This window comes from Nibrella saemangeumensis (assembly GCF_039541915.1).
GTDB lineage: Bacteria > Bacteroidota > Bacteroidia > Cytophagales > Spirosomataceae > Nibrella > Nibrella saemangeumensis.
Genome location: NZ_BAABHD010000005.1, coordinates 83,920 through 105,976 on the forward strand (window position 1 = coordinate 83,920; position 22,057 = coordinate 105,976).

Annotated in this window: 12 protein-coding genes; 5 read left to right on the top strand and 7 right to left on the bottom strand. The window is 53.4% G+C overall.

Annotated elements, in window-relative coordinates:
• Positions 1–48: 48 nt before the first annotated feature.
• Both ABD949_RS02285 and ABD949_RS02290 read right to left on the bottom strand, forming a co-directional pair.
• Complete coding sequence (locus tag ABD949_RS02285) at positions 49–942, bottom strand: DUF4249 domain-containing protein (protein ID WP_345240158.1); 894 nt, start codon at positions 940–942, stop codon at positions 49–51.
• Positions 942–3,323, bottom strand: coding sequence for a TonB-dependent receptor (locus ABD949_RS02290; RefSeq protein ID WP_345240954.1), 2,382 nt, complete (start codon positions 3,321–3,323; stop codon positions 942–944). Before ABD949_RS02290 ends, ABD949_RS02285 begins: the two co-directional genes overlap by 1 nt.
• A 353-nt stretch (positions 3,324–3,676) precedes the next feature.
• On the opposite strand from ABD949_RS02290, the gene ABD949_RS02295 reads away from it, so the two are divergent.
• From ABD949_RS02295 to ABD949_RS02315, 5 genes are all read left to right on the top strand, one after another.
• Complete coding sequence (locus tag ABD949_RS02295; RefSeq protein WP_345240956.1) at positions 3,677–4,594, top strand: ABC transporter ATP-binding protein; 918 nt, start codon at positions 3,677–3,679, stop codon at positions 4,592–4,594.
• Positions 4,539–8,216: an ABC transporter permease/M1 family aminopeptidase gene (locus ABD949_RS02300; protein WP_345240159.1), complete on the top strand. Its 3,678-nt coding sequence runs from the start codon at positions 4,539–4,541 to the stop codon at positions 8,214–8,216. Before ABD949_RS02295 ends, ABD949_RS02300 begins: the two co-directional genes overlap by 56 nt.
• 11 nt (positions 8,217–8,227) lie before the next feature.
• Positions 8,228–8,845 (top strand): class I SAM-dependent methyltransferase, encoded by a 618-nt coding sequence (locus ABD949_RS02305; protein ID WP_345240161.1) that lies wholly within the window; start codon positions 8,228–8,230, stop codon positions 8,843–8,845.
• Between the two features lie 504 nt (positions 8,846–9,349).
• Positions 9,350–9,730 carry a diacylglycerol kinase family protein gene (locus ABD949_RS02310; RefSeq protein ID WP_345240163.1) on the top strand — a complete coding sequence of 127 codons (381 nt, stop codon included), beginning with the start codon at positions 9,350–9,352 and terminating at the stop codon, positions 9,728–9,730.
• A 73-nt stretch (positions 9,731–9,803) separates the two neighbouring features.
• Positions 9,804–13,436, top strand: coding sequence for an ABC transporter permease/M1 family aminopeptidase (locus tag ABD949_RS02315; protein WP_345240165.1), 3,633 nt, complete (start codon positions 9,804–9,806; stop codon positions 13,434–13,436).
• A gap of 111 nt (positions 13,437–13,547) precedes the next feature.
• On the opposite strand, the gene ABD949_RS02320 is transcribed toward ABD949_RS02315, so the two are convergent.
• The 5 genes from ABD949_RS02320 to ABD949_RS02340 all read right to left on the bottom strand — a co-directional run bounded on the left by ABD949_RS02320 (position 13,548) and on the right by ABD949_RS02340 (position 22,044).
• On the bottom strand, positions 13,548–16,022 hold the full coding sequence (locus ABD949_RS02320; RefSeq protein ID WP_345240167.1) for an ABC transporter permease: 2,475 nt from the start codon (positions 16,020–16,022) through the stop codon (positions 13,548–13,550).
• A 302-nt stretch (positions 16,023–16,324) separates the two neighbouring features.
• A complete protein-coding gene (locus ABD949_RS02325) occupies positions 16,325–17,383 on the bottom strand; it encodes an endo-1,4-beta-xylanase (RefSeq protein WP_345240957.1) in 1,059 nt (352 codons plus the stop codon).
• 244 nt (positions 17,384–17,627) lie between these two features.
• Positions 17,628–19,553, bottom strand: coding sequence for an alpha/beta hydrolase-fold protein (locus ABD949_RS02330; protein ID WP_345240169.1), 1,926 nt, complete (start codon positions 19,551–19,553; stop codon positions 17,628–17,630).
• Between the two features lie 137 nt (positions 19,554–19,690).
• Positions 19,691–20,857, bottom strand: coding sequence for an alpha/beta hydrolase-fold protein (locus ABD949_RS02335; protein WP_345240171.1), 1,167 nt, complete (start codon positions 20,855–20,857; stop codon positions 19,691–19,693).
• 68 nt (positions 20,858–20,925) lie between these two features.
• Positions 20,926–22,044 (bottom strand): alpha/beta hydrolase-fold protein, encoded by a 1,119-nt coding sequence (locus ABD949_RS02340; RefSeq protein WP_345240173.1) that lies wholly within the window; start codon positions 22,042–22,044, stop codon positions 20,926–20,928.
• Between the last annotated feature and the right edge of the window lie 13 nt (positions 22,045–22,057).

Below are 22,057 nucleotides of genomic sequence, written 5' to 3' on the forward strand. Positions count from 1 at the left end.
CTTGATTTAAGAAAGCCCCGGTAAAGCAAACGCTTAGCCGGGGCTTTCTTATTTCTTCAGGGTGAGGGTAACCGTAGCGCGGCTGTAGGCACCAAAGCAGCCCAGGCCACCTTCGATGTTACCGGAGATAAGTACGGGTTCGGCAAAGGGATTACCGCCGGTCTGGTCCTGCCGGATGACCGTTGTATGGTAGTCAAAATAGTTCTTTTCGGTATGGAGCAGATGGGCCGTAATGGTGTACTGCCGGACAGCAGTTGTCGGTACCTGACTAGTCACCGGTAATTCACCCCGCGACGAGGAAATAGTCTGGCCATCCTGATTTCGGTCAGACACCAGTAAACTGCTCCGGCCGAACGACAGCGGTTCGCTGGCCGTTCCCCGGGTAGGGTCGATACTATAGGATACATCACCGGCCACGCGGTAATAATTGGCTTCACCGGCCGGGTCCTGCCACGTCAGGCGAGTGTAGTATACCATCTCCCGCTGGTTGGAAAACAGGCGGGTGCTCACGGCCGAATCAACCAGAGCGGTAGCGATAGGAATAGCCCTGGGGACGGTACAGACAGCCTCCACCCGCCGGTTATCGGACGTACTGACCTGCAGGCGGTAGGTTTGCCCCGCCCGGATCGGAAAGGTGCGGCTGCTGGTGGTATAAGCCCCGTCCTGTGTATTGTAAGGTATGGTAATGGAGCGGGACCCATCTGATAGGGTTACCGTGGCATTGGTCAGGATCAAACGGGTACCGGGGTTCGTACCCAGCACCGGTCTCGACTCACCGACCGCCACCGCCAAAACGGAATCCTGCGGGGAAATAAAACTATGGACCACCAGTTTCTTATCCACAACGGGTAACCGGCCGGGATCGACCTCCTGCACCAGGCTATCGCAGGCGGTAAGGACTAACACCGCACAAACAGGCAGCCAACGGAGTAGCTTAGTCATCAGAATTTAAAGTTATAGCTGAACGATGGAACAATGGGAAATACGGAGTACCGCTTCAGCACAGTAACGGGTGGCTGGCCCTGCCCCTGCTCTTTGGTATCCAGATCGTAGTAGAACGGATTCCGGCGGTTATACAGGTTGTAGACACTAAGCTCCCAGGTGCGCTCGTGATGACGCTTCTTCTTGTGGAACTGGATACTGAAATCCATCCGGTGATAAGCTTCCGCCCGGAAACTATTGCGGGGGCCATACTCATTGACCAACCTGTTGCTACCAAAGTACTGGTTACCGCCCCGGCGCGAAATGGTATTGGCCTGATGCGGATAGGCCGCATATTCGGCCAGCGGAACCGTCAGGGCGTTTCCGGTTCCGTACACCCAGGTGCCGGCGAGGGTGATGCGGGGCGTCAGCTCATAAATACCCACCAGCGAAATATCGTGCCGGCGGTCGTAGCGGGGGTAAAACTTGCGGCCGAAGTTCAGCTCCGGAAATTGCCACTGCGTCCAGGAGAGCGTATAACCCGTCCAGCCAGAAAACCGTCCCACCTTCTTTTGCAGCAGAACCTCGGCTCCGTACGACCATCCCCGACCCGTGGTCACGTTGTCTTCCCACCGCACCTCGTTGGCCGAATTTGGGTCGTTAATTAGCAAAAAGCTGGCCCCTTCACGGTAGTTGATAATGTTGTCCATGGTTTTATAGTACCCCTCGATGGTCAGCGTCAGGCCTTTCTCGCTGAAGTCTTTGGCAAACCCGGCCGCTACCTGCTGCGACTGCTGGGGTTTTACGCGGTCGGTGGTAGGTACCCACAGGTCGGTGGGCAGGCCGATGCCGGTATTCGACAACAGGTGAACGTACTGGTTCATCAGCGCGTAAGATGCTTTCACTGACAGGTCTGGTCTCAGCACGAAAGCCGCCGACAGCCGGGGCTCGGGCCGGATGTAGCTGACCTCTTTGTGCGCAAAATGACTGAGCCGGAAACCGCCGTTGATGCGCCAGCGGTCTGTCGGCTTCCAGGTATCCTCCACATACAATCCCGACTCCACCACATTAATAGCCTCTACCTCCCGTTTGAACTGGGTGACTTCGGTATCCCGCAGCACAATGGCGCTGGGCGTAAAGCGGTGAAAGATCGTCTGTAACCCAAACTTGAGCGAATGCTGAGGGGTAGGGTAAAAATCAACATCGTACTTGGCCATCAGGTCGCGAATGCCGGAGTCGTATTGCAGATTGTAGGTGTCTTTGGTTCCGTCGGCGTTGTTGGTTTCATCGCCCGCATAAATCCGGAACAGATAATTGCTGAAGATGACCGATGTATTGGCAAAGAGTTTCTCCGAAAACAAGTGGTTCCAGCGCAGGGTGGCCGTTGCATTACCCCAGTTCAGGCCGGCGTTGGTTGAACCGTTATCTTCTTTCTCCCGGCTGTAAAACTGGTCCCGTCCGAAATAGCCACTGAGGTACAGCTTGTCTTTTCGGCCGAAGTCATAATTGACTTTGGCGTTCAGGTCGTAGAAATAGTAGCCGGCCACCACATCGCCTTCACTCTGCGCTCGGATGAGGGGCCGGGCCACCAGATCAAGGTAAGTCCGCCGGCCCGATACCAGAAACGAGGATTTCCCCTTCTGGATGGGACCTTCGACCGTTAGCCGGGAGGCAATCAGGCCAATGCCGCCCTCACCATGAATTCCCTCCTTGTTGCCATCCTTCATGTTCATCTCGATCACCGACGACAGCCGGCCACCGTAGCGGGCCGGAAAACCGCCTTTGGTCAACTCGACGCTCTTGAGGGCATCGCCATTGAAAACCGAAAAGAAGCCGAAGAGGTGATTGGCGTTATAAACAATGGCATCGTCCAGGATGATCAGGTTCTGGTCGGGACCACCCCCGCGAACATAGATACCCGTACTGCCCTCAGAGCCTTTCTGCACGCCCGGCATTAATTGCAGCACCTTCAGCACGTCTTTTTCGCCTAGTAGCGCCGGTATTTTCTTGATCTGCGCTACCGGAATCTCTACCTGGCTCATCTGAGCGCTTTCGCTGACCTTCTCCTCCGCCCGCGAGCTACGGACAACCACTTCCGTCAGGGTACGACCGGGAGTCAGCTGAATATTTAGCTCGGTATTCCGGCGCAATCCGACGGTGCGGGTAATGGGCTCGTAGCCGACAAACGAAAACGTGAGCGCCAGGCTATCCTGCGCCGGGAGCGTCAGTGAGTAAAAGCCATAGGTGTTGGTGGTCGTTCCGGTTGCCGTACCGGGCAGGTAGACACTGACGCCAATCAGCGCTTCCTGGCTACCCTGCTCCCGCACATAACCGCTGACGGTATAGCGGGCCTGGGCAAACGTTTCACTGCTGAAAAAAAAGCTGGTCATCCACACCAGCATCACAGGTACGACTTGTTTCATGTAAACGAAGGTGAACACTATGTGTAATACGCCAAAGACACGGGAAAAGTATAGCAAGGTACTGGAGCAGCGAGACGTATTCAACGAAAAAAGGATAAGCGGCACCCCATGGTCGTTACAGACGCCGACGAACAGACGAAATAGAAGTGTTCCGGTAATTTACAGGCTGCTTTATCTCATTTAGAAGGAATGCCGCAATAGCCTGCCGGAAAATAATTCAATAATTCCGGCAAAGCTAGGATAACTAAATTTCTCATTTTAACTTTGAAACACAAAGTACTTTTGAAATACAACATTCTTTTTAATGAGGGACTATGGAAAATGCAGGACAAATGAGGCTGGACATTACAAACCTTTCCAAAACCTATCCTAATGGTGTCCAGGCGCTGAAGAACGTAACGCTCACCATTCCCAAAGGCATGTATGGTCTGCTCGGGCCTAACGGCGCGGGAAAATCCACCCTCATGCGCATATTAGCGACGTTGCAGGAGCCGGATGAAGGGCAGGTTCATCTTGGCGGGCTGGATGTGATCAAACAAAAAGATGAGGTACGCAAGACACTTGGTTACCTTCCGCAGGAATTTGGCGTCTACCCGAAGGTAAGCGCCGAAAGTCTGCTGGATTATTTTGCGATCCTCAAGGGAATTGCGACCCGGGGTGCCCGTAAAGAAATTGTAGAAGCTCTTCTCCGGCAAACCAACCTCTGGGATGTGCGCAAACAAAAGCTGGGCGGCTACTCCGGCGGTATGCGTCAGCGCTTTGGGGTTGCCGTCGCACTCCTCGGCGATCCAAAGCTGATGATCGTTGACGAACCAACTGCCGGGCTGGATCCTGCAGAACGGGTACGTTTTCTGAACTTGTTAAGCGAACTTGGCGAGAATAGTGTCGTTATCCTCTCAACACACATAGTCGAAGACGTCAGTGAGCTATGCACGCGCATGGCCATCATCAACAAGGGCGAGATTCTGCACGAAGCTGAACCGCTGAAGGCTATGGAGGCCCTTAAGGGGCGAATCTGGCGCAGGATTATTGAGAAGCATGCGCTGCCCCAACTGGAGCGCGACCAGAAGATTATCTCCACTAAACTGCTGGGCGGGCGCACGGTCGTCCATGTGTACAGCGAAGAAGCCCCGGCAGGATTTGACCCGGTGCAGCCGGATCTGGAGGATGTATACTTCAGTGCCATGGCTGGTTATGTTGGCAATTCTCAAAATCAGCAAAGCGCTGAACAACCTGCGAAGGAGGCTTAATATGAAGTTCTGGGAGATTTTCCGCTTCGAGTTCGCCTATCAGCTGCGCCGTCCCTGGCCTTGGCTCTCCCTGGTAGTCTTGGTCGTATTCGCTTTTTTCTCTACCAGGGTAGCCATTGTCCCCGTTACACTTCCCCAGGATTTTATTCTCAACTCGCCGTTCATCATCACGTCCGTTTCCGTGTTCAGTTGCCAGATCTGGTTGCTGCTCGCGCCGGCCGTAACTGGTGAGGCAGCCGCACGGGATGCGCAAACCCGGATGCACCCGCTCACGTACACGAGTCCGGTCAGCAAAGCGCAGTACCTGGGTGGCCGTTTTCTGGCCGCCTTTGTCCTGCATGCGCTCATTCTGCTTGGCGTACAGATGGGCAGCCTGCTCGCTGCGTATGGTCCGGGCGCTAACCCTGAGATCATTGGCCCATTCCGTCCAACTGCCTATCTGGCCGCGTACGGATACATTGGGCTTTCGAATGCGCTCATCGCTACAACGTTCCAGTTCTCGGCAGCGCTGTTCACCGGCCGTCCGATGGCAAGTTATTTTGGCAGTTTGGTCCTGTTCTTCCTCTCCTACCCGGTAACGTTGACGCTGTATATGTCCGGATTACATGATCGGGCTCTGCTGGCGGACCCCATCGGTGTCATGGCCATCATGAACGAGATGATGTCGAAGTGGACCATCATTGAAAAGAACGTTCGCTTGTTCACTCTCGAAGACGCGATGCTTTGGAACCGGCTGCTGTGGCTTGGTATTGCCCTCGTAACACTCGGCTTTATCTATCTGTGCTTTCAGTTTGCGCACCGCACCACCACGGCCTGGTGGGCCTGGCTTACGCGACGGTTCGCTGCGAAAAGACCCTCACCCACTGATATCGGGGCGTCCCGGATGACCATTCCAATCCCGCACGCCCCTCAATCGTTTGGGTTCACGACCAATCTGCGTCAGACGATCGCGGTTGCCCGGAGTTCATTCCACCTGATCGCGACGAGTCCGGGTGGGCTCTTCCTCCTGATCGCGTTCCCGATGCTGCTGACGTTCGTGGTACTGGTGGAGATGCAACACTGGGGCATACCCCTACTGCCGCGGACCCCTCATCTGCTGACCAAACACCTCACTGGTGTTCTCACCTCGCCAACCAACTACTGGGTGATGGTGCCGCTCTTCATCATCTATTATGCGGGTGAACTGGTATGGCAGGAGCGCGATGCCGGACTGAGCGAGAACGTCGATACGACGCCGGTGCCGGAGTGGGTTCTTTTCCTTGGCAAACTCATCGGTCTCGGACTGATCCTGGCCGCCTTCATGACGATCATCGTCGGAGTTGGTCTCACGGTTCAGGTAATAAGGGGTTACTACCAGTTCGAGATCCTGCGATACGGGCAGGTCCTGCTGGGGCTGAAACTCACCGATTACCTATTATTCGCCACCCTGGCCATGACGGTGCAGGCGGTGGTCAACCAGAAATACGTAGGGCAGATGGTAGCGCTGGTCGTTTATCTCCTGATGGTATTCTCCTCATTCCTCGGCATCGAGCACCACCTGCTTGTCTATGCATCCGGTCCGGAGTGGTCTGTTACCGATATGCGCGGCTTCGGCCAATCGGTTGGGCCATGGCTTTGGTTCAGACTCTATTGGGCCGCGTGGGCGGTCCTGCTGTCCATCTCAGCGAGGCTGCTGTGGGTGCGTGGCAGGGAGTCGGGTTCTGGAAAGCGGCTGCAACTTGCGCGGCTTCGGTTCACACGGACAACGGCAGGCTTGGCCGTACTCACGGGGGTACTCATTCTTCTACTGGGCGGATTCATTTTTTACAATACCAATGTGCTCAACGAGTATGTTACTGACAACGAACTGGTGAAACGCCGGGCCGACTACGAGCGGCAATACGGGAAGTATGAGGGTATTCCCCAGCCAGTGCGTGTGGCGACAAAGGTAACCATTGAGATCTATCCCGATCGGAAAGCAGCCACGATGCGCGGCACCTACCGCCTGGTTAACCGTCACATAGTTCCGATCAACGCTGTGCATCTGGAACCGGCTTTCTACGTCGAGACGCGCATGACATTTGATCGCCCGGCCAGGGTAGTTGTGGCCGATGATAAGCTCGGCCACTATATCTACGCGCTGGACAAGCCGCTCCAGCCCGGCGACTCGCTGACGCTCCGTTTTGACGTGCAGTTAGAGCCACGTGGTTTCCGCAACAGTGGCCTCCGCAGCAACGGCGCGGGCCAGGGAATTCTCGAAAACGGCACCTACTTTACCGGTGGGGCCCTACCGGTTATCGGGTACCAGCCGCTACGCGAACTCTGGAGTGCAGAAGACCGGCGTACGTACGGCCTGCCCCGGCAGGTTACCCTCCCTGCACCGGGTGATATTGACCCAGGTGTGATGGCGGGCGCAGCGGCCACCTTCGAAGCGACCGTCGGCACCGATGCCGGTCAGGTAGCGGTGGCACCGGGCGAGTTGCGTCGCACGTGGAGCAAGGCAGGACGACGGTACTTCCATTACGCCAGCGACGTGCCAATCAATGGCCAGGACGTCTTCTTCTCCGCTGACTACGCCGTGCATCGGGAATACTGGAAACACTCTTCGGCAAATGCAGGGCAGGGGGTAGATATTCAGATTTACCTTCACCCCGGCCATACGGAACACAGAGAGCGCCTGCTCCGCAGTGTACGGGCGTCGCTGGACTATTACTCGGCGCAGTTCGGCCCCTATCCCTATCGCTTCCTGCAGATTGTCGAGCAGCCGGGCAACTTCATGGGCATGGGCGTCGACGGGAGTGGGGTGATCACCGCCGGCGAGAGCTTCTTCCAGCTGGACCCGCAGGGCGACGGTTTCGACGCCATCTTCGAGATCGTAGCGCACGAGATGGGGCACCAATGGTGGGGGATGCAACTGAAAGGCGCGTTTGCCGAGGGTGGGGGCGTCATCTCCGAAAGCCTGGCCTGGTACTCGGCCATGCAGCTCGTGAAAAACGAAAAGGGTCGGGAAGCGCTACGGCGGTTTATGAGCTTTATGCGCGAGCCTAACCCCTGGCCCCCGATGCGCACGGGTCTGCCGCTGCTCCGGGCCATGGACCCTTGGGCCAACTACCGCAAGGGTCCCTATGCGATGCATGCCCTTAGCGAGTACGTGGGTGAGGACCGCGTAAACCAGGCGCTTCGCACACTTATAGTGAAGAAAGCGTCTACCCTGGCTACCACGATCGACCTGTACCGGGAACTCCAGGCGGTCACGCCGGACTCGCTCAAACCCCTGCTGCACGACCTGTTCGAGGTGAACGCGAGCTGGACCTTCGATACGAAGCAGGCCACGGCCAAACAAACAGCAGCCGGCCATTGGCAGGTGACGTTTGAGGTGGACGCGCACAAGATCGTTGCCGATAGCGCGGGTGCCGAAACCGAGGTACCAGTGAATCAGTGGGTGGAAATCGGTGTATTCGCTGCCGCCAAGCCTGGCGAAGTGCTGGGTAAGCCCTTGTATGTACAGAAGCACTTCATCCGCTCCGGCAAGCAAACCGTTACGGTAACGCTGCCGCACAAACCGGCACGCGGAGGCATTGACCCATATAACCTGCTCGACTGGGAAGAAGGTGACAATATTGAGGAGATAAAATTTGAATAATGAATTAGTTTATGTGGCGTAACCTGAAGTCAATAGGGATGATGATACCAACTGATTCATTTTATAATAAATTCTCATGCTTTTATCCGTTGGTGGATGTTTTTCTGAAGCCTCAAAAACAGGTGCTGTTTAATGAAGTCAACACGTTGCCCGCTGGTAATCTGCTTGAAATTGGTGTTGGCAACGGCGCTCATTTGCCACTCTATAAAAAGCATTACATCACTGGTATTGACACCTCTTCTGAGATGCTTAAGATTGCAGGCAAACAAAATCATAAACATGTACGGCTTTTGCAGATGGATGGAGAAGCGCTGCAATTTCAGGATGGGCAGTTTGATTACGTTGTTCTATCACACGTGATTGCCGTTGTTGATAACCCTGAACGACTGTTCGAGCAGGTATACAGAGTGTTGAAGCCAACTGGAAGAGTCTTCATTCTTAATCATTTCACTCCCAATAACTGGTTAAAACACCTGGACCGCGCTTTCGGCCTTTTCTCGAAGATAGTTCATTTCAAATCGGTTTTTTACATCCATGACATAGCGACGATCAGAAGCTTCGAGCTTTTAAAGGAGGTTCATTTTGGTCCGGCAGCCTATTTCAAACTTTTAATTTACCAGAAGCAGTGAGAAGGTACTATTACTTCATCATCGCGTCATTGCTCGTCAGCTTATTTATTTATCTGTTCTATCGAACAGAAAAGACGGTTGTTAATGAGATTGCCATCCGTATAATCTCATTCAACAGCTATGTCACTGTAAAGAAGGCTATCATCAGGTTTTTGCCGCTCAATGAGGTCGTGATCTATTCATTACCCGAGGGATTATGGGTATTTTGTATAACGCTCACGTCCAAGCCTTACTACATCCAGTATAAATTCCGGCAAATCAACTGTGTAGTCATTCCGCTCCTATTCAGCGTTGGTCTCGAAATGTGTCAGCTGCTTCATTTTACCAACGGGCGGTTTGATCCAATAGACATTGTAGTCTCTCTCTTCTTCTGGCTCATGGCTACTTTATCTTTTAATGAAAAGTCGTCAGATAAGCAGAACATACTGACACCATTAAACAGAGGACGGATGGTTTGCTTTCTCAACTATGGAGTTGTCTATCTATCACATGTCCTGGAATAACATGGCAAAAAGCGAACAAAAGAAGTTGAGTGGAATAGAAAAACACTTCGGTAGTTATAAATATTCGGTGCGCGGTGTATGGCTGGCGTTCTACTATGAACACAATATGCGGTATCATCTAGCCGCTGCGATTGGTGTTGTTCTGGTAAACTATCTACTAAAGATCAGCCGAACAGAGTGGGTTATCACCCTGATATTAATTGGGTTAGCCTGGATGGCGGAGGTTTTTAATACAGCTCTTGAAAAATTAGCCGATCGGGTTAACCAACATCCTGATCCTTTAATTGGTCAGGCAAAAGACCTGGCTTCGGGCGCAGTATTCATCATATGCCTTTTCGCGGTGATATGTGCTCTGATCATCTATTTGCCTTATCTGCTTTAAAGCCGGAGCTCTATTACCTATTCCATTATAATTTCCCTGCCTTCCTCTACACACCTTTGCCTACGTTATTTTTATGAAGTTTGGTGAAATGGTTCGCTTTGAGTTCAGGTACCAGTTGCGACATGCATCAACATGGCTGCTGTTCGCCGTATTTCTTTTGTTCGGGTTTATGATCCTGCGTTTGGTCACACTTACCGACGGAACGTACCTGAACGCACCGGGCACCATCGCGTTCTTTACGGTCTTCGGCAGCGTGATCTGGGTAGTGATTGGCGGAGTGGTGGCCGGCGATGCCGCCACCCGAGACATCCAGATGCGTATGCATCCGCTTACCTACACCACGCCCGTGAGCAAGAGTACTTACCTAGGTGCACGATTCCTGGCCGCACTCGTCCTGAATACCCTGATCCTGCTGACGCTTTACGCCGGGATGCTCCTTTCTTTTTATGGTCCCGGTGCAAAGACCCAGTTAATCGGTCCATTTCAGCTCGCGTCCTACCTGACTAATTACGCGTTCCTGGTTTTACCTACGGTAATCGCTACGACGGCCATCCAGTTTACGTTCGCGGCCTTAAGCGGTCGCGCCATTGCCAGTTATATCGCCAGCATTGCCATCATCATTTTTTCGCAGTTTGGCGGCACAACGGTCCGCTTTGCCCTGGAGTGGAAGGTACTCGGGAGCCTAATGGACCTGCTGGGCACCAGCATCATCATGGAGATGGAAGGCTGGACGCCGATCGACAAGAATACGCGGCTGGTTCTGCTGGAAGGTACCTGGCTCTGGAACCGCGTCATGTGGTTCGGTATAACGGCCGGTGCGCTTGCCTTCACGTACGTTCGCTTTCAGATTGGTCATGTCACCACCGGCAAACGCCTGAGTCTTTTTCGACGCCGATCAGAACCGCTGCGGTCGGGCGGGGCTTTACTGGATACCTCTCCTACACGAAACGCAGAGACCAGGCGAATCAGCGTACCGAGCTATTTACGCGATTTTGCCTTCGCTACGCAGGTACGCCAGGTACTCGCCATCGCGGGAACATCATTCAGGGCGATGGCAAAAAGCTGGGGTGGCCTCACACTCGTCGCCGGTTTAGCAATTGGCACCGGTCTGTTCGCCACCGAATACATGGAATGGCTTGGCGTTCCGCTGTTTGCCCGCACGGAAGAGGTGTTACGAATCATAGCTCCGCCGTTGAGCAGCATCCAAACACAGTGGATCATCATCCCCCTGCTCACCATCTTCTACGCCGGTGAGCTCGTCTGGCGCGAACGCGAAGCCGGGCTGCATGAGCTTTCCGATACCACGCCAGTTCTCGAATGGGTACTATTCCTAGGCAAATTCATGAGCTTAGCTCTCCTCATTACCATATGGGTAGGGTTACTGATGGTTGCCGGAATTATCAATCAGCTCGTCATGGGTTATCACCAGTTCGAGATGGATGTCTACGTGAAGGCGCTCTTCGGTATTCAACTGACGAACTACTTACTTTTTGCGCTACTCGTCTTTGTGATCCACGTCCTGGTAAATCAGAAGTACATCGGACACATGGTCGCATTCGGCGCGTATGGGTTCATTCTCTTCGCGTCGATGCTTGGCGTTGAGCACAACCTGCTGATTTATGCATCCGATACGGGCTGGTCATACAGTGACATGCAGGGCTTCGGCCCGTTTGTCAAACCGTGGCTGTGGTTTAAGCTTTACTGGGCATCGTGGGCCTTTTTGCTCGCGGTGGTAGCGACGTTGTTCTGGGTGCGAAGCAAAGAAGGCGGCATCAGGGCGCGGATTCACCTGGCCCAGCATCGGTTCGGACATTACAAACTGGCTTCGTTGTTAGCCGTGGCGCTTGTCGCTGGCTCCGCCGGATTTATGTTTTACAACACCAATTTGCTCAATCCGTATGTAACGCAATCGGGCAGGAAGGCGATTCGGGCGGAATACGAGCAACGGTATGGCCAGTACGAGTACACCCTGCAACCGGTGCTGGCGCGCACTCAGTTACATGTTGAGATCTACCCCGACGAGCAAACATCCGACATCCGGGGTACGTACCAACTGGTAAATCGCAGCAAGGTAGCCATCGAATCTATCCATATTTCTACACTCCCCTACCAGGGGCTCGCTGCCGTTTCATTTGACCGTCCGGCAGCTGCCGTTGTGGTTGATACCAGGCTCGGTTACCACATGTATTCCCTGAAAGATCGCCTTGCCCCCGGCGACTCCCTGCAAATGAACTTCGAAGTCCATATCAAGCCTACAGGATTCAGTAATAATGGGGTAGATGTCTCGGTAGTTGGAAATGGTTCGCATATCACCAGCGGAGCCTGGATGCCGATCATTGGCTACCATGCCGATCGCCGTCTCCGTGATGCCCGCGACCGCACAGCGTATGGACTCCCTCCGCGTCCCGAGCGACCGTCACTCTACGCTGTGGCCGCCCGCAACGATACCCGTCAGGTAGAGATGATAAATTTTGAAGCGGTTGTGGGCACCAACAGGGACCAGATCGCGGTGGCACCGGGTGCCCTGCAGCGTACGTGGACGAAAGGAGACCGCCGGTACTTCCACTATGTCACCAATGCACCGATTCTCAACGAATATGCTTTATTCTCGGCGAGGTACGCGATACGAGAAACCCAGTGGGTACCTCCATCAGGGCCAACATCTCCAAAACCCGTTACGATCCAGATCTTTTATCATCCCGCCCATGACGCCAACGTGGCACGCATGTTGAAAAGCGCACAGGCTTCACTGGCTTATTACGCCCAGGAATTTGGTCCCTACCCGTATAGTCATTTTCGGGTGCTGGAGCGACCGGGTGCCGGCCTCGGCATGCATGCCGAGCCCATGACAATTGACTATCAGGAAGGCTACTCCTTGATGAACCCGCAGCCCGGCGGACTCGACCTGCCCTACCACATCATGGCCCACGAAGTAGCCCACCAGTGGTGGGGCATTTACCTGGCCCCCGCAGCGGTGGAGGGAGCCGGTTTACTCGTTGAAAGCCTGGCAACGTACTCAGCCATGCAGGTAGTGGAGGAAACCCTGGGCTACGAGCATCTGCTCCGGTATTTGTCACAGATGCGACTGGAATACGAAGTACCCCGCTCGCGTGCGGCTCCTCCGTTGCTCCGGGCCAATAACCGGTTCATGATCTACCGCAAGGGTCCTTTCGCGCTCTTTGCCCTAAGAAATTACATCGGGAAAGCCCGTGTCAACAACGCACTCAGGGGTCTGCTACGTTCCTATACCCCAAACCCACCCCTGCCAACGACGCTCGATTTCTACCGGGAGTTACAGGCGGTCACACCAGACTCACTGCACTACCTGCTGCATGACCTCTTCGCGTCGAACACGTTTTGGGAATTGAAGACCGAGCAAGCCACCGCGAAACAGACCAAAGCAGGCCATTGGCAGGTCTCGCTCGACGTAGAAGCCCGCAAAGTAACCGTTGATAGCATCGGAACAGAAACGAACATACCAATGAACGACTGGATAGAGATCGGCGTCTACGCCCCGCTAGAACAAGGCGCGTCATCGGCAGAAAACCTTTATCGGCAAAAACATCGTTTTAAATCCGGCAGGCAAACGATTGTCCTCCATGTGCCAGAACAGCCCGCACGTGCCGGTATCGACCCGAACCACCTACTGATTGATCTGAACCTAAATAACAATACCAGAATGGTAACTATTAAGGGTATGAAGTAAAACGATTGCTTACCTAAACCTTACCGCTTAAGTGTATTACTCAAGTAGCCAGATGCAATCGAGTAACTCCTGTACAACAATAGGGATTTTAGAGCATGGTATCCATAATCACTAGTCGCTCTTTAAAACCTCCGCCGGATTCTTTTTCGCTGCCTTTATCGTCTGCGATCCGATCATAAGGAATGCGATCAGTAATACCGCCAGCAAGCCGACGAACAATTCAGCAACCTGTACAGGTGTGTGATAGGGGAAATTGGTAAGCACAAGGTTTTCAAAGAAAAGGTAGGTTATGGGCAGAGCGATGAGTGCCGATACCGACAACTGCACCAGAAAACCGCGGCTCAATAAGAAGATAAGATTGCCGGAACTGGCCCCCATCACTTTGCGGATGCTGATTTCTTTTAGCCTCGTCTCGGTTGTAAATACTACCATTGCGAACAATCCCATCGATGCGATAGAAATGGCTAGTAATGAAAGAAAGCCAATGATCTTGATCATCGTAGAAAATTCGCTGTAGGCTTCCTCTATTTCCTGGTCATAGAATTTAGCCTCTAATGGATGAACACGATCGATCTTCTTCCACACGGATTCAATCTTGGCCATGGTCGCCGGCATGTCGGAGCTTTGTATTTTGGCATTAATGACGGCCCTGTCTTCGGGTGTCCAGGCCATGAAGGCTACCGGCCCGATGAGGTTGTCAACCTTGCCATAGTGAAAGTCCTTCATTACGCCAACAATGGTCATCTGGCGTGTTCCTTTGAAATTACTGAATGTAACCTTCTCTCCAATTGCTTTTTCGGGGTCGTTGACACCTATGTTGAATCGTTTTAAGAATTGCTGGTTAACGATCACTTCCGTAGCAGCTGCGCCTGTAGTGGGTCGTGCCATAAAATTACTCCCGGCAATAAGCTTGTATTCGTGCACAGGCAGGTAGTTTTCGTCGACGTTGTTAGTCATCACCAGGGTAGAGTCGCGGGAATCTTTATATTTCATATACCCGCCCCAGGCATTCCCAACGCTGGTAATTATCAACGACCGCGATAGGGCCGTTACTTCTGGTATCTCGCTCAGTTCTTTGACAAGCGCATCGGGTTTGTTGCCCTGCATATCGATGTTGAGGATGTTTCCGGTGTTGAATCCCAGGTCGAACGCAAGGATGTTTTTATATTGTACATAACCAATAGCAGTGGTGGTTATAAAGATCAGGGTGAACGTGTATTGAACAACCACCAACGCCCGCCGGAGGGTTACGTGTCGGTATACTTTTACCGACCGGGCGGACACATCCCTGAACGCATTGATCGCGCTGACATTTGAAAAGAATAGCGCAGGCGTGAAACCGGCAATAACACCTACGGTGACCGAAAAGACGATAAAGGCTACCACCATAGCCGGCGAGAGCTCGAGCTTCACCATGCGCTGCATCTCCGGAGCCAGGTTTATCAGTTGCGGCCGTAATAGGAGAAAGATGAAGAACGACAGCAGCAGGGCTGCCAGGGAGATCATAATTGCCTCTATCAGGAACTGTTGCCAAACCTGGCTCTTGTCGGCACCAATCGCTTTGCGAAGACCTATTTCCTTAAATCGGCGCATGGCACGGGCCATCGAAAGATTGGTATAGTTGAAACACGCCGACAAGATCACAACGAGGGCAAGTCCGCCAAGTACCCAAAGCACAACCGGAGGCATATGAGGACCCACGGAGCCAGGCCCCCCCTCCGAGGCACGGAGATTCTCTCCGACCACGATATCATATAATGGAAGAAGCTCTAGTTGGATTTTCGTGTTTTCTTCGGCGAGATTTTCCTGCTTTGCAATAGCGTCGAGCTGCGACTGGATGGAGGTTATATCGGCATTTTCCGGCAGTCGGAGGTACACGTAATTCGACGACATACTCGTCCACTTGTCAAAGTTTTTGTCATTTCTGCTGAGTTGCTCGGCCGTCGACAGCGATACCAACGCTTCGAAGCTGATATGCGAAAAGAAAGGAACGTCCTTCATTACACCGGTCACCTGGTAATTGAGTGTATCGAAGTTGATTGCCTTGCCGAGCGCCGATTGGTTGCCGAATAGCTTTTTCGCTGCCGTTTCCGTGAGAACGATCGAGTAAGGATCTTTGAGTGCCGTTTCGGGATTACCTTCCAACATCGGAAATGTAAAAATCCTGAATAGTGACGGATCCGCCCAGTAGCCCTTGATAGGTAGAACGTCGTCGCCAACCTTCGCATCCTGCGAAAAATCGTTGCGCAAAATGGCTACCTCTTCAATGCCGGTCACTTTCTCCCGGATAAGCTTCCCGGCCTTTATTGAGGTGGTTGCAAACTTACTGCCGGGCCGCGATTGGCCCGACCGCGATTGGCCAGACCCCGATGGTTTTTTTTCACGATTGGCATTCAGTACGCTGGTGATGCGATAGATCCTCTCCCCATTCTTGTGGAACTTGTCGTATGAAAGCAAGTCGAGCACGAACGCGATCAACAGTAACCCGACGGACATACTGATGGCAAGGCCAACAATATTGATGAACGAGAACAGCTTGTTGCGAATTAAGTTGCGGCTCGATGTTTTGATGTAGCTTCCAATCATGATTCAATTGCTGAAAAGGTTATCAAATGGTGGTCTTCGTATCGATACCTTCTCAAGACCGTGAAGGTATCGATACTGTCGGTCAGCTTCGCGCGACGTGGCCCGATGGATTGTGCATCCACTCGACGTGTTGGCCTGATCCACGCTCGTCACGTACCCATAGAAAAGTCAGCAATTCCTAAATCAAATCTGGTGCCAGCGCTTAAAACCAGTGTTCAGGTACTCATAGCCATAACCGGGCGAATAACACTGTCCAGAAGCGGACAAATCGCTGTCCACGATTGGACAGTGAAAGCTGCACATCATTTCTTTAAGGCAACTACTTTATAAAAAGCCAGCTTGGGCTGGTTGTTCCGGTCGAACAGCAGCGGGTAGCTGGTCCGGCCCCGGATAGGCCAGTTGTTCAGCCAGCTATCGCCGTCGTTCACGCCCCAGAACGTGACGCGGGTAACGTTGTCTTTGTACTTGAGAAAGAGCTTAAACAGGGCTTCGTAATCAGCGGCCAGTTGCTGCTGCACGTTATCGGGAAGGCCGGCGGTATAGGGATTCGACTGTTCGTTGGCGGTCATCCGCTGACTTACTTCGGCCCCCTGAAAATTGCGGGGTAAGACCTCGATGTCTAACTCGGTAAACATCACTTTCAGGCCCAGGGCCGCGTATTGCAGAATGCTTTCTTCGATGTCTTTTAGCGGTACCCGGCCCACGTGCCAGTGTCCCTGAATACCCACACCATCGATACGGACTCCGGCGGCCTGAATCTTTTTGATCAGAGCAATACAGCCCGCCCGCTTGGCCGGTTTTTCATTGTTGTAATCGTTGTAATACAGCTCCGTTTTAGGGGCTGCCTGTTGCGCCAGCCGGAAAGCCTCGGTTACGTAATTGTCACCAAGGTGATCCAGGAAAACGGTCTTTCGCATCGTTCCATCCTCGTTGAGTGCTTCATTAACGACATCCCACGAGAACACTTTTCCATCATAGCGCCCGGCCACCGTTTTGATATGATCCCTGAAAAAAGTCTGGATAGAATCCTTACTCTTAATTCCCCGGATGAACGAGGGTAACTGGCTATGCCAAATCAGCGTATGTCCATTGATTTTGATGTTGTGCTTTTTGCCGAACTCAACCAGCTTATCCGCCGGCTCGAAGTTGTAGGTATCCCATTTTGGATGAATCAGCGCCGACTTCATGATGTTTTCGGGCGTGGCCATGTTGAACTGACGCGCAATAAACTGGGTCATTTGCGGGTCCCGTTCTTCAAATTGGGCGTTATTGAGTGCCGTGCCGATGCCGAAGTCCTTTTTGAACGTATCTTTTAACGAAGGGATTTTTTGGGCCAGGGTAGCAACGGGCAGCAGGGTCATGCCGGCCAGGGTTGCTGCGCATAGAGTGGCTAAATGGTTTTTCATAGATTAAATTCAGGGAGGTGTATTACACTTTACTTGTTTGCCATTAGCGTTTTTTGTCATCCCGTCGCTTTGTCATCCCGACGATAGGAGGGATCTTAGCCGTGAGCCACCACTGAGATCCCTCCTTTGTCGGGATGACAAACACACGATTATTGACAAAAACACAACCGGAACAAACTAGCGAATAGGAGCATCACAACTATTTAAACAGCAACTGGCTGAACATCATCAGATCGTGCCGCCAGACGGGCCAGGTATGCCCGCCGGCATATTCGCTGTAGGTGTATTTGATGCCCATTTCATCGAACTTCTTCATCATGACCTGACAGTTCTGGTAAGCAATGTCTTCCTTACCGCCCATCGAAATCCACAGGTTCTTCAAGTTATTGTTAATGGTACTGGCATTGTCTTTCATGAAGGCGTACTGGGGGTCCGACAGCTTGGGATTGTTGGCAAACCAGCCCGAACTGAATACGCCCAGCGAGGAGAACATATTCGTGTTTTTGATACCGGCATACAGTGACTGCAAACCGCCCATCGACAGGCCCGCCAGAGCCCGGTTTTTCGCGTTGGATTCAACCCGAAAATTGCTTTCGACGAATGGAATGGCACCCTGTTTTAGCTCGTTTTCGAATGCGCGCAGCACGTTTTCGTTAAACCCGGCAGGGCCGCCGGCATTGCCCATGTTCCCGTCGAGCATCACGATGACCATCGGTCTGGCCTTCTTTTCGGCAATCAGGTTATCCAGAATCAGACCGGTACGGCCCTGCGTGGCCCAGCCGCGCTGGTCTTCGCCCCCACCGTGCAACAGATACAGCACCGGGTACTTCTCCGCCGACTGGTCGTAACCCGGTGGGGTATAGACGTACATTTCCCGCCAGGTGTTCGAAGCTTTGGAGAGATAACGTTTAATGCGAATGTCGCCGTGGGGTACGTCTTTCAGGGCGTAGAAACCCTCGTCCCGGTCGGGAATCTCAATGCCGCTGGCCATGCGCCCCATGCCGTAAAAGGTTTCACTGGCGGGGTCGGCCAGCGGTACGCCATCAATCAGCAGCGAGTAGTAATGAAACCCGCGACTGATGGAGTCAGTGGTGACGGTCCAGAAACCGGCGGTATCTTTCACCATGTCGTACTTTTTACCCAGGTCAACCTGTACCTTTTGGGCTTCGGGAGCTTTTACGCGGAATACCACCCTGTTATCGGGCAGAATCTGCGGATACTTCGCGTTTCGTATATTGGTAGCCGCCGGTGAACCCAGCACGGTGTACTTCGTCAGCGATGCGTTATCCACCGGCTTGAACAGGAACTGCGAGAACATATACAGCCCGTTTTTCCAGACCTTAAAATCGTGCCCGCCCGGCTCGACATAGTAAACGTGCGGTACGTTGTTCTGGTAGAGGTAGTCGTGCGTGCGCTTGCTGAAGGAGATCAGCCCGTCGGCGTCCCCGCACGAAATCCAGAGCAGCTTCAGTTTCTTTTTGGCGTCTTCGGGATTGGGTACCAGCTCTTCGGGTCGTTTGGTGTTGGGGGCCGACGAAAAGCCACCCACCCAGGCAAATTTATCCAGATTGCCGAGGCCAAAATTGAGCGACTGCCCGCCACCCATCGACAGTCCCGCAATGGCGCGATGTTCGCGGTCGGTCCGGGTGGGGTATTTCTTCTCGATAAACGGAATCAGATCGTTCAGCAGGTCTTTCTCGAACGTGGCGAAGGCTTCTACCTTCTCCCGGTCGAAGACGTTGCCCACGGCCCGATCGTCTTTCATGGCCCGGCCGTTGGGCATCACTACAATCATCGGCTCCAGCTTCTTCTGAGCGTAGAGGTTGTCGAGAATGACCTGCGGTTTGGCACCGTTCAGCCATTCCTTTTCGTCGCCCCCAATGCCGTGCAGCAGGTACAGCACCGGGTACTTGGTCTTTTTGTTGAAGCCGGGCGGGGTATACACCAATGCTTTCCGGGTGGTACCTACCGTTTTGGACTCGTACCGGACGGTATCGAGCTTGCCGGTGGGAATGCCCGTTTGCGGCTGGTCAAAGCCTTTTGGGGCTTCTTTGTCGGTGGGCTGAGCGAAGCCATCACAGCAGAAAATACCAATAATGGCCGCCAGCAGAAAGAGTCGTTTCATTCGTATATCGTTTTTGTAAGTATCAGTTGATTCCGGGGACCTTTTTGTCATCCCGACGCAGGAGGGATCTTCGCTAGCCGAAAGGTTTTCAGTCTTTCCCGAAGATCCCTCCTGCGTCGGGATGACAAAAACGCAGGTTACTTTTTAAAGAGCAGGCTGGCATACTGCCGCAGTGACCGGCGCCAGGTCTGCCACTCGTGCGACGTACCAGGCGACTCGTAATAGACGTGTTTGATACCTACTTTATCGAGTGCTTCGTGAAACCCTTTCACACCGGCATACATGCGCTCCGGCTCTTTGGTGCCGATGCTCACATAGACCACTTTCACCTTCTTGTTGAAAGCGTCGGCATCGGCCCAGGCTCCGTTGTAAAGCTGCTTAATATCAGCGCCCGGCTGCAAACGTCCTGCTCCGCTGAATCCACCAATGTAGGCAAACTTGTCGAGGTTTGTCATCGTAGTCTGGAACGTTTGAAAACCACCCATCGACAGGCCGGCCATTGCCCGATTGTCGCGGTCGGCCAGGGTTCGAAACGACTTGTCGATCATGGGGATCACCTCCTTCACCAGCACGTCGGGGAAGACATTGCTGTTCATGCTGGCGGGGCCGCCCCCGGCCGGACCGCTGACCGTTGTGCTAACGGGTTTGGTTGGGTCAGTAGCGTAGCCACGCTCCATCACCACAATCATGGGCGTTGCTTTGCCTTCAGCGATCAGGTTATCGAGAATAAAATTCATTTTACCCTGCGTGGGCCAGCCGGTTTCGTCTTCGCCCGAACCGTGTTGCAGGTAGAGCACCGGATAGCGCATTCTGGGATTTTCATCGTAGCCGGGCGGAGTGTAGACATTAGCCCGTCGCCAGGCTTTGGTCATGTCGGAGTAGTAACTGACCGAACGAACCTGACCGTGGGGCACATTTTTGGGCTGGTAGTACTCCATGTCCTTGTCCGGAATGTCGATGCCGCTGGCCATCCGGCCCATGCCGTAGAACGTCTGGCTCGATGGATCGCAAAGGGGAACGCCGTCGATAATCAGGGAGTAGTAATGGAAGCCTTCCACGATAGGGTCAGTCGTAACGGTCCAGAAACCGCTGGTGTCTTTTACCATGTCGTACTTCCGGCCCAGGTCCATCTGGACTTTCTGGGCTTCCGGCGCTTTCACCCGAAACACGACCCGGTTGTCGGGCAAAATCTGCGGGTATTTCTGACCTGGAATATTGGTGGATGCCGGTACGCCAGCGTTCTGAGCCCGAACGGTGCTGGTCAGCAACACAGCCCAGGCAACTAAAGTGATGATTGTTTTCATAAAAAGGCCTGCATAGGATTTCTTAGGGGTATTGCGGGGTGATAATCTGAACGGTCCGCAAAACGGTTTTACTTAAACAGCAGTGGAGCCAGTTCGTGCAGGCTGCGACGCCAGGTCTGAAACTCGTGGGCGGTACCCTCCGACACGTACGAAACGGCATTGTATCCGGCGGCTTTCAGATCGGTGGCCGCCTTCTTCACGCCATCGGGCCGTTCCTTGCTGCCGCAGCTAATAAAAACGAGCTTCGGTTTTGCCTTGTCCTTGAGGTCCTCCGGGGCGTAAACGCCCCCGCTGAGCAGGCCGTAATACCCGAACGTCTCCGGCTTGTTGAGGGTAATCATTTTAGTTTCCATGCCACCCATCGACAGGCCGGCCATCGCCCGGTTGTCGCGGTTAGCGAGGGTGCGGAAGTTGGCATCCACGTAGGGAATCAACTCCTCGGTCAGCACTGTCTGGAAGGGATCAATCTTAAAATCGCGGATGCGGCCCCACTTCACTTCGTTGGTCATGCCGTAGGTCATCACAATGATAAAAGGCTTGATTTTGCCTTCGGCGATGAGGTTGTCCATAATCAGATTGGCGTGGCCCTGATTGCTCCACGCGGTTTCATCCTCACCCCAACCGTGTTGCAAATACAGCACCGGATACTTTTTCGACCGGTCTTTCTCGTAGCCCGGCGGGGTGTACACAAATGCCCGACGTGATGTTCCCGTACTTTTTGAGGGGAAAAGCACCTGCTGAACATGACCGTGCGGTACGTCTTTCAGGGCGTAGAAGTCCTGGTCGTGAGCGGGTATTTCGATACCGCTCTCCCACCGGACGGAACCGTAGTAGTTCTTGGCACCGGGGTCGTTGAATTTGCCGCCGTCAATCGTGACGTTGTAGTAATGAAAGCCTTCATCCATCGGTCCCGCCGTGGTGCCGGTCCAGAAGCCGTCTTCCCCTTTGGTGAGGATGGTGCCGCCCCGGCCACCCAGCCCTAGGCTCACCCGGACACTGTCGGCTTTAGGAGCATGGATGCGGAATCGGGCGTACCCCTGGGAGTTTACCTGCGGGTACTCCTGCCCCGGCTGGTTCAGGGTAGAGGGCTTGAAATCTTCTGCAATGGCCGGTTGGCTGGCCTGCGAAAAAGAGGCTGTACTGATTACCGTGGCTGCGAATAAGGCAGCAATCGTTTTAAGTGTCATTGGGGTAAGAGTT

Bases quoted from the DNA above. Each gene is read 5' to 3' on its own strand.
- ABD949_RS02285 (WP_345240158.1), bottom strand. From the start codon at position 942: ATGACTAAGCTACTCCGTTGGCTGCCTGTTTGTGCGGTGTTAGTCCTT.
- ABD949_RS02290 (WP_345240954.1), bottom strand. From the start codon at position 3,323: ATGCTGGTGTGGATGACCAGCTTTTTTTTCAGCAGTGAAACGTTTGCC.
- ABD949_RS02295 (WP_345240956.1), top strand. From the start codon at position 3,677: ATGAGGCTGGACATTACAAACCTTTCCAAAACCTATCCTAATGGTGTC.
- ABD949_RS02300 (WP_345240159.1), top strand. From the start codon at position 4,539: ATGTTGGCAATTCTCAAAATCAGCAAAGCGCTGAACAACCTGCGAAGG.
- ABD949_RS02305 (WP_345240161.1), top strand. From the start codon at position 8,228: ATGTGGCGTAACCTGAAGTCAATAGGGATGATGATACCAACTGATTCA.
- ABD949_RS02310 (WP_345240163.1), top strand. From the start codon at position 9,350: ATGGCAAAAAGCGAACAAAAGAAGTTGAGTGGAATAGAAAAACACTTC.
- ABD949_RS02315 (WP_345240165.1), top strand. From the start codon at position 9,804: ATGAAGTTTGGTGAAATGGTTCGCTTTGAGTTCAGGTACCAGTTGCGA.
- ABD949_RS02320 (WP_345240167.1), bottom strand. From the start codon at position 16,022: ATGATTGGAAGCTACATCAAAACATCGAGCCGCAACTTAATTCGCAAC.
- ABD949_RS02325 (WP_345240957.1), bottom strand. From the start codon at position 17,383: ATGACCCTGCTGCCCGTTGCTACCCTGGCCCAAAAAATCCCTTCGTTA.
- ABD949_RS02330 (WP_345240169.1), bottom strand. From the start codon at position 19,553: ATGAAACGACTCTTTCTGCTGGCGGCCATTATTGGTATTTTCTGCTGT.
- ABD949_RS02335 (WP_345240171.1), bottom strand. From the start codon at position 20,857: ATGAAAACAATCATCACTTTAGTTGCCTGGGCTGTGTTGCTGACCAGC.
- ABD949_RS02340 (WP_345240173.1), bottom strand. From the start codon at position 22,044: ATGACACTTAAAACGATTGCTGCCTTATTCGCAGCCACGGTAATCAGT.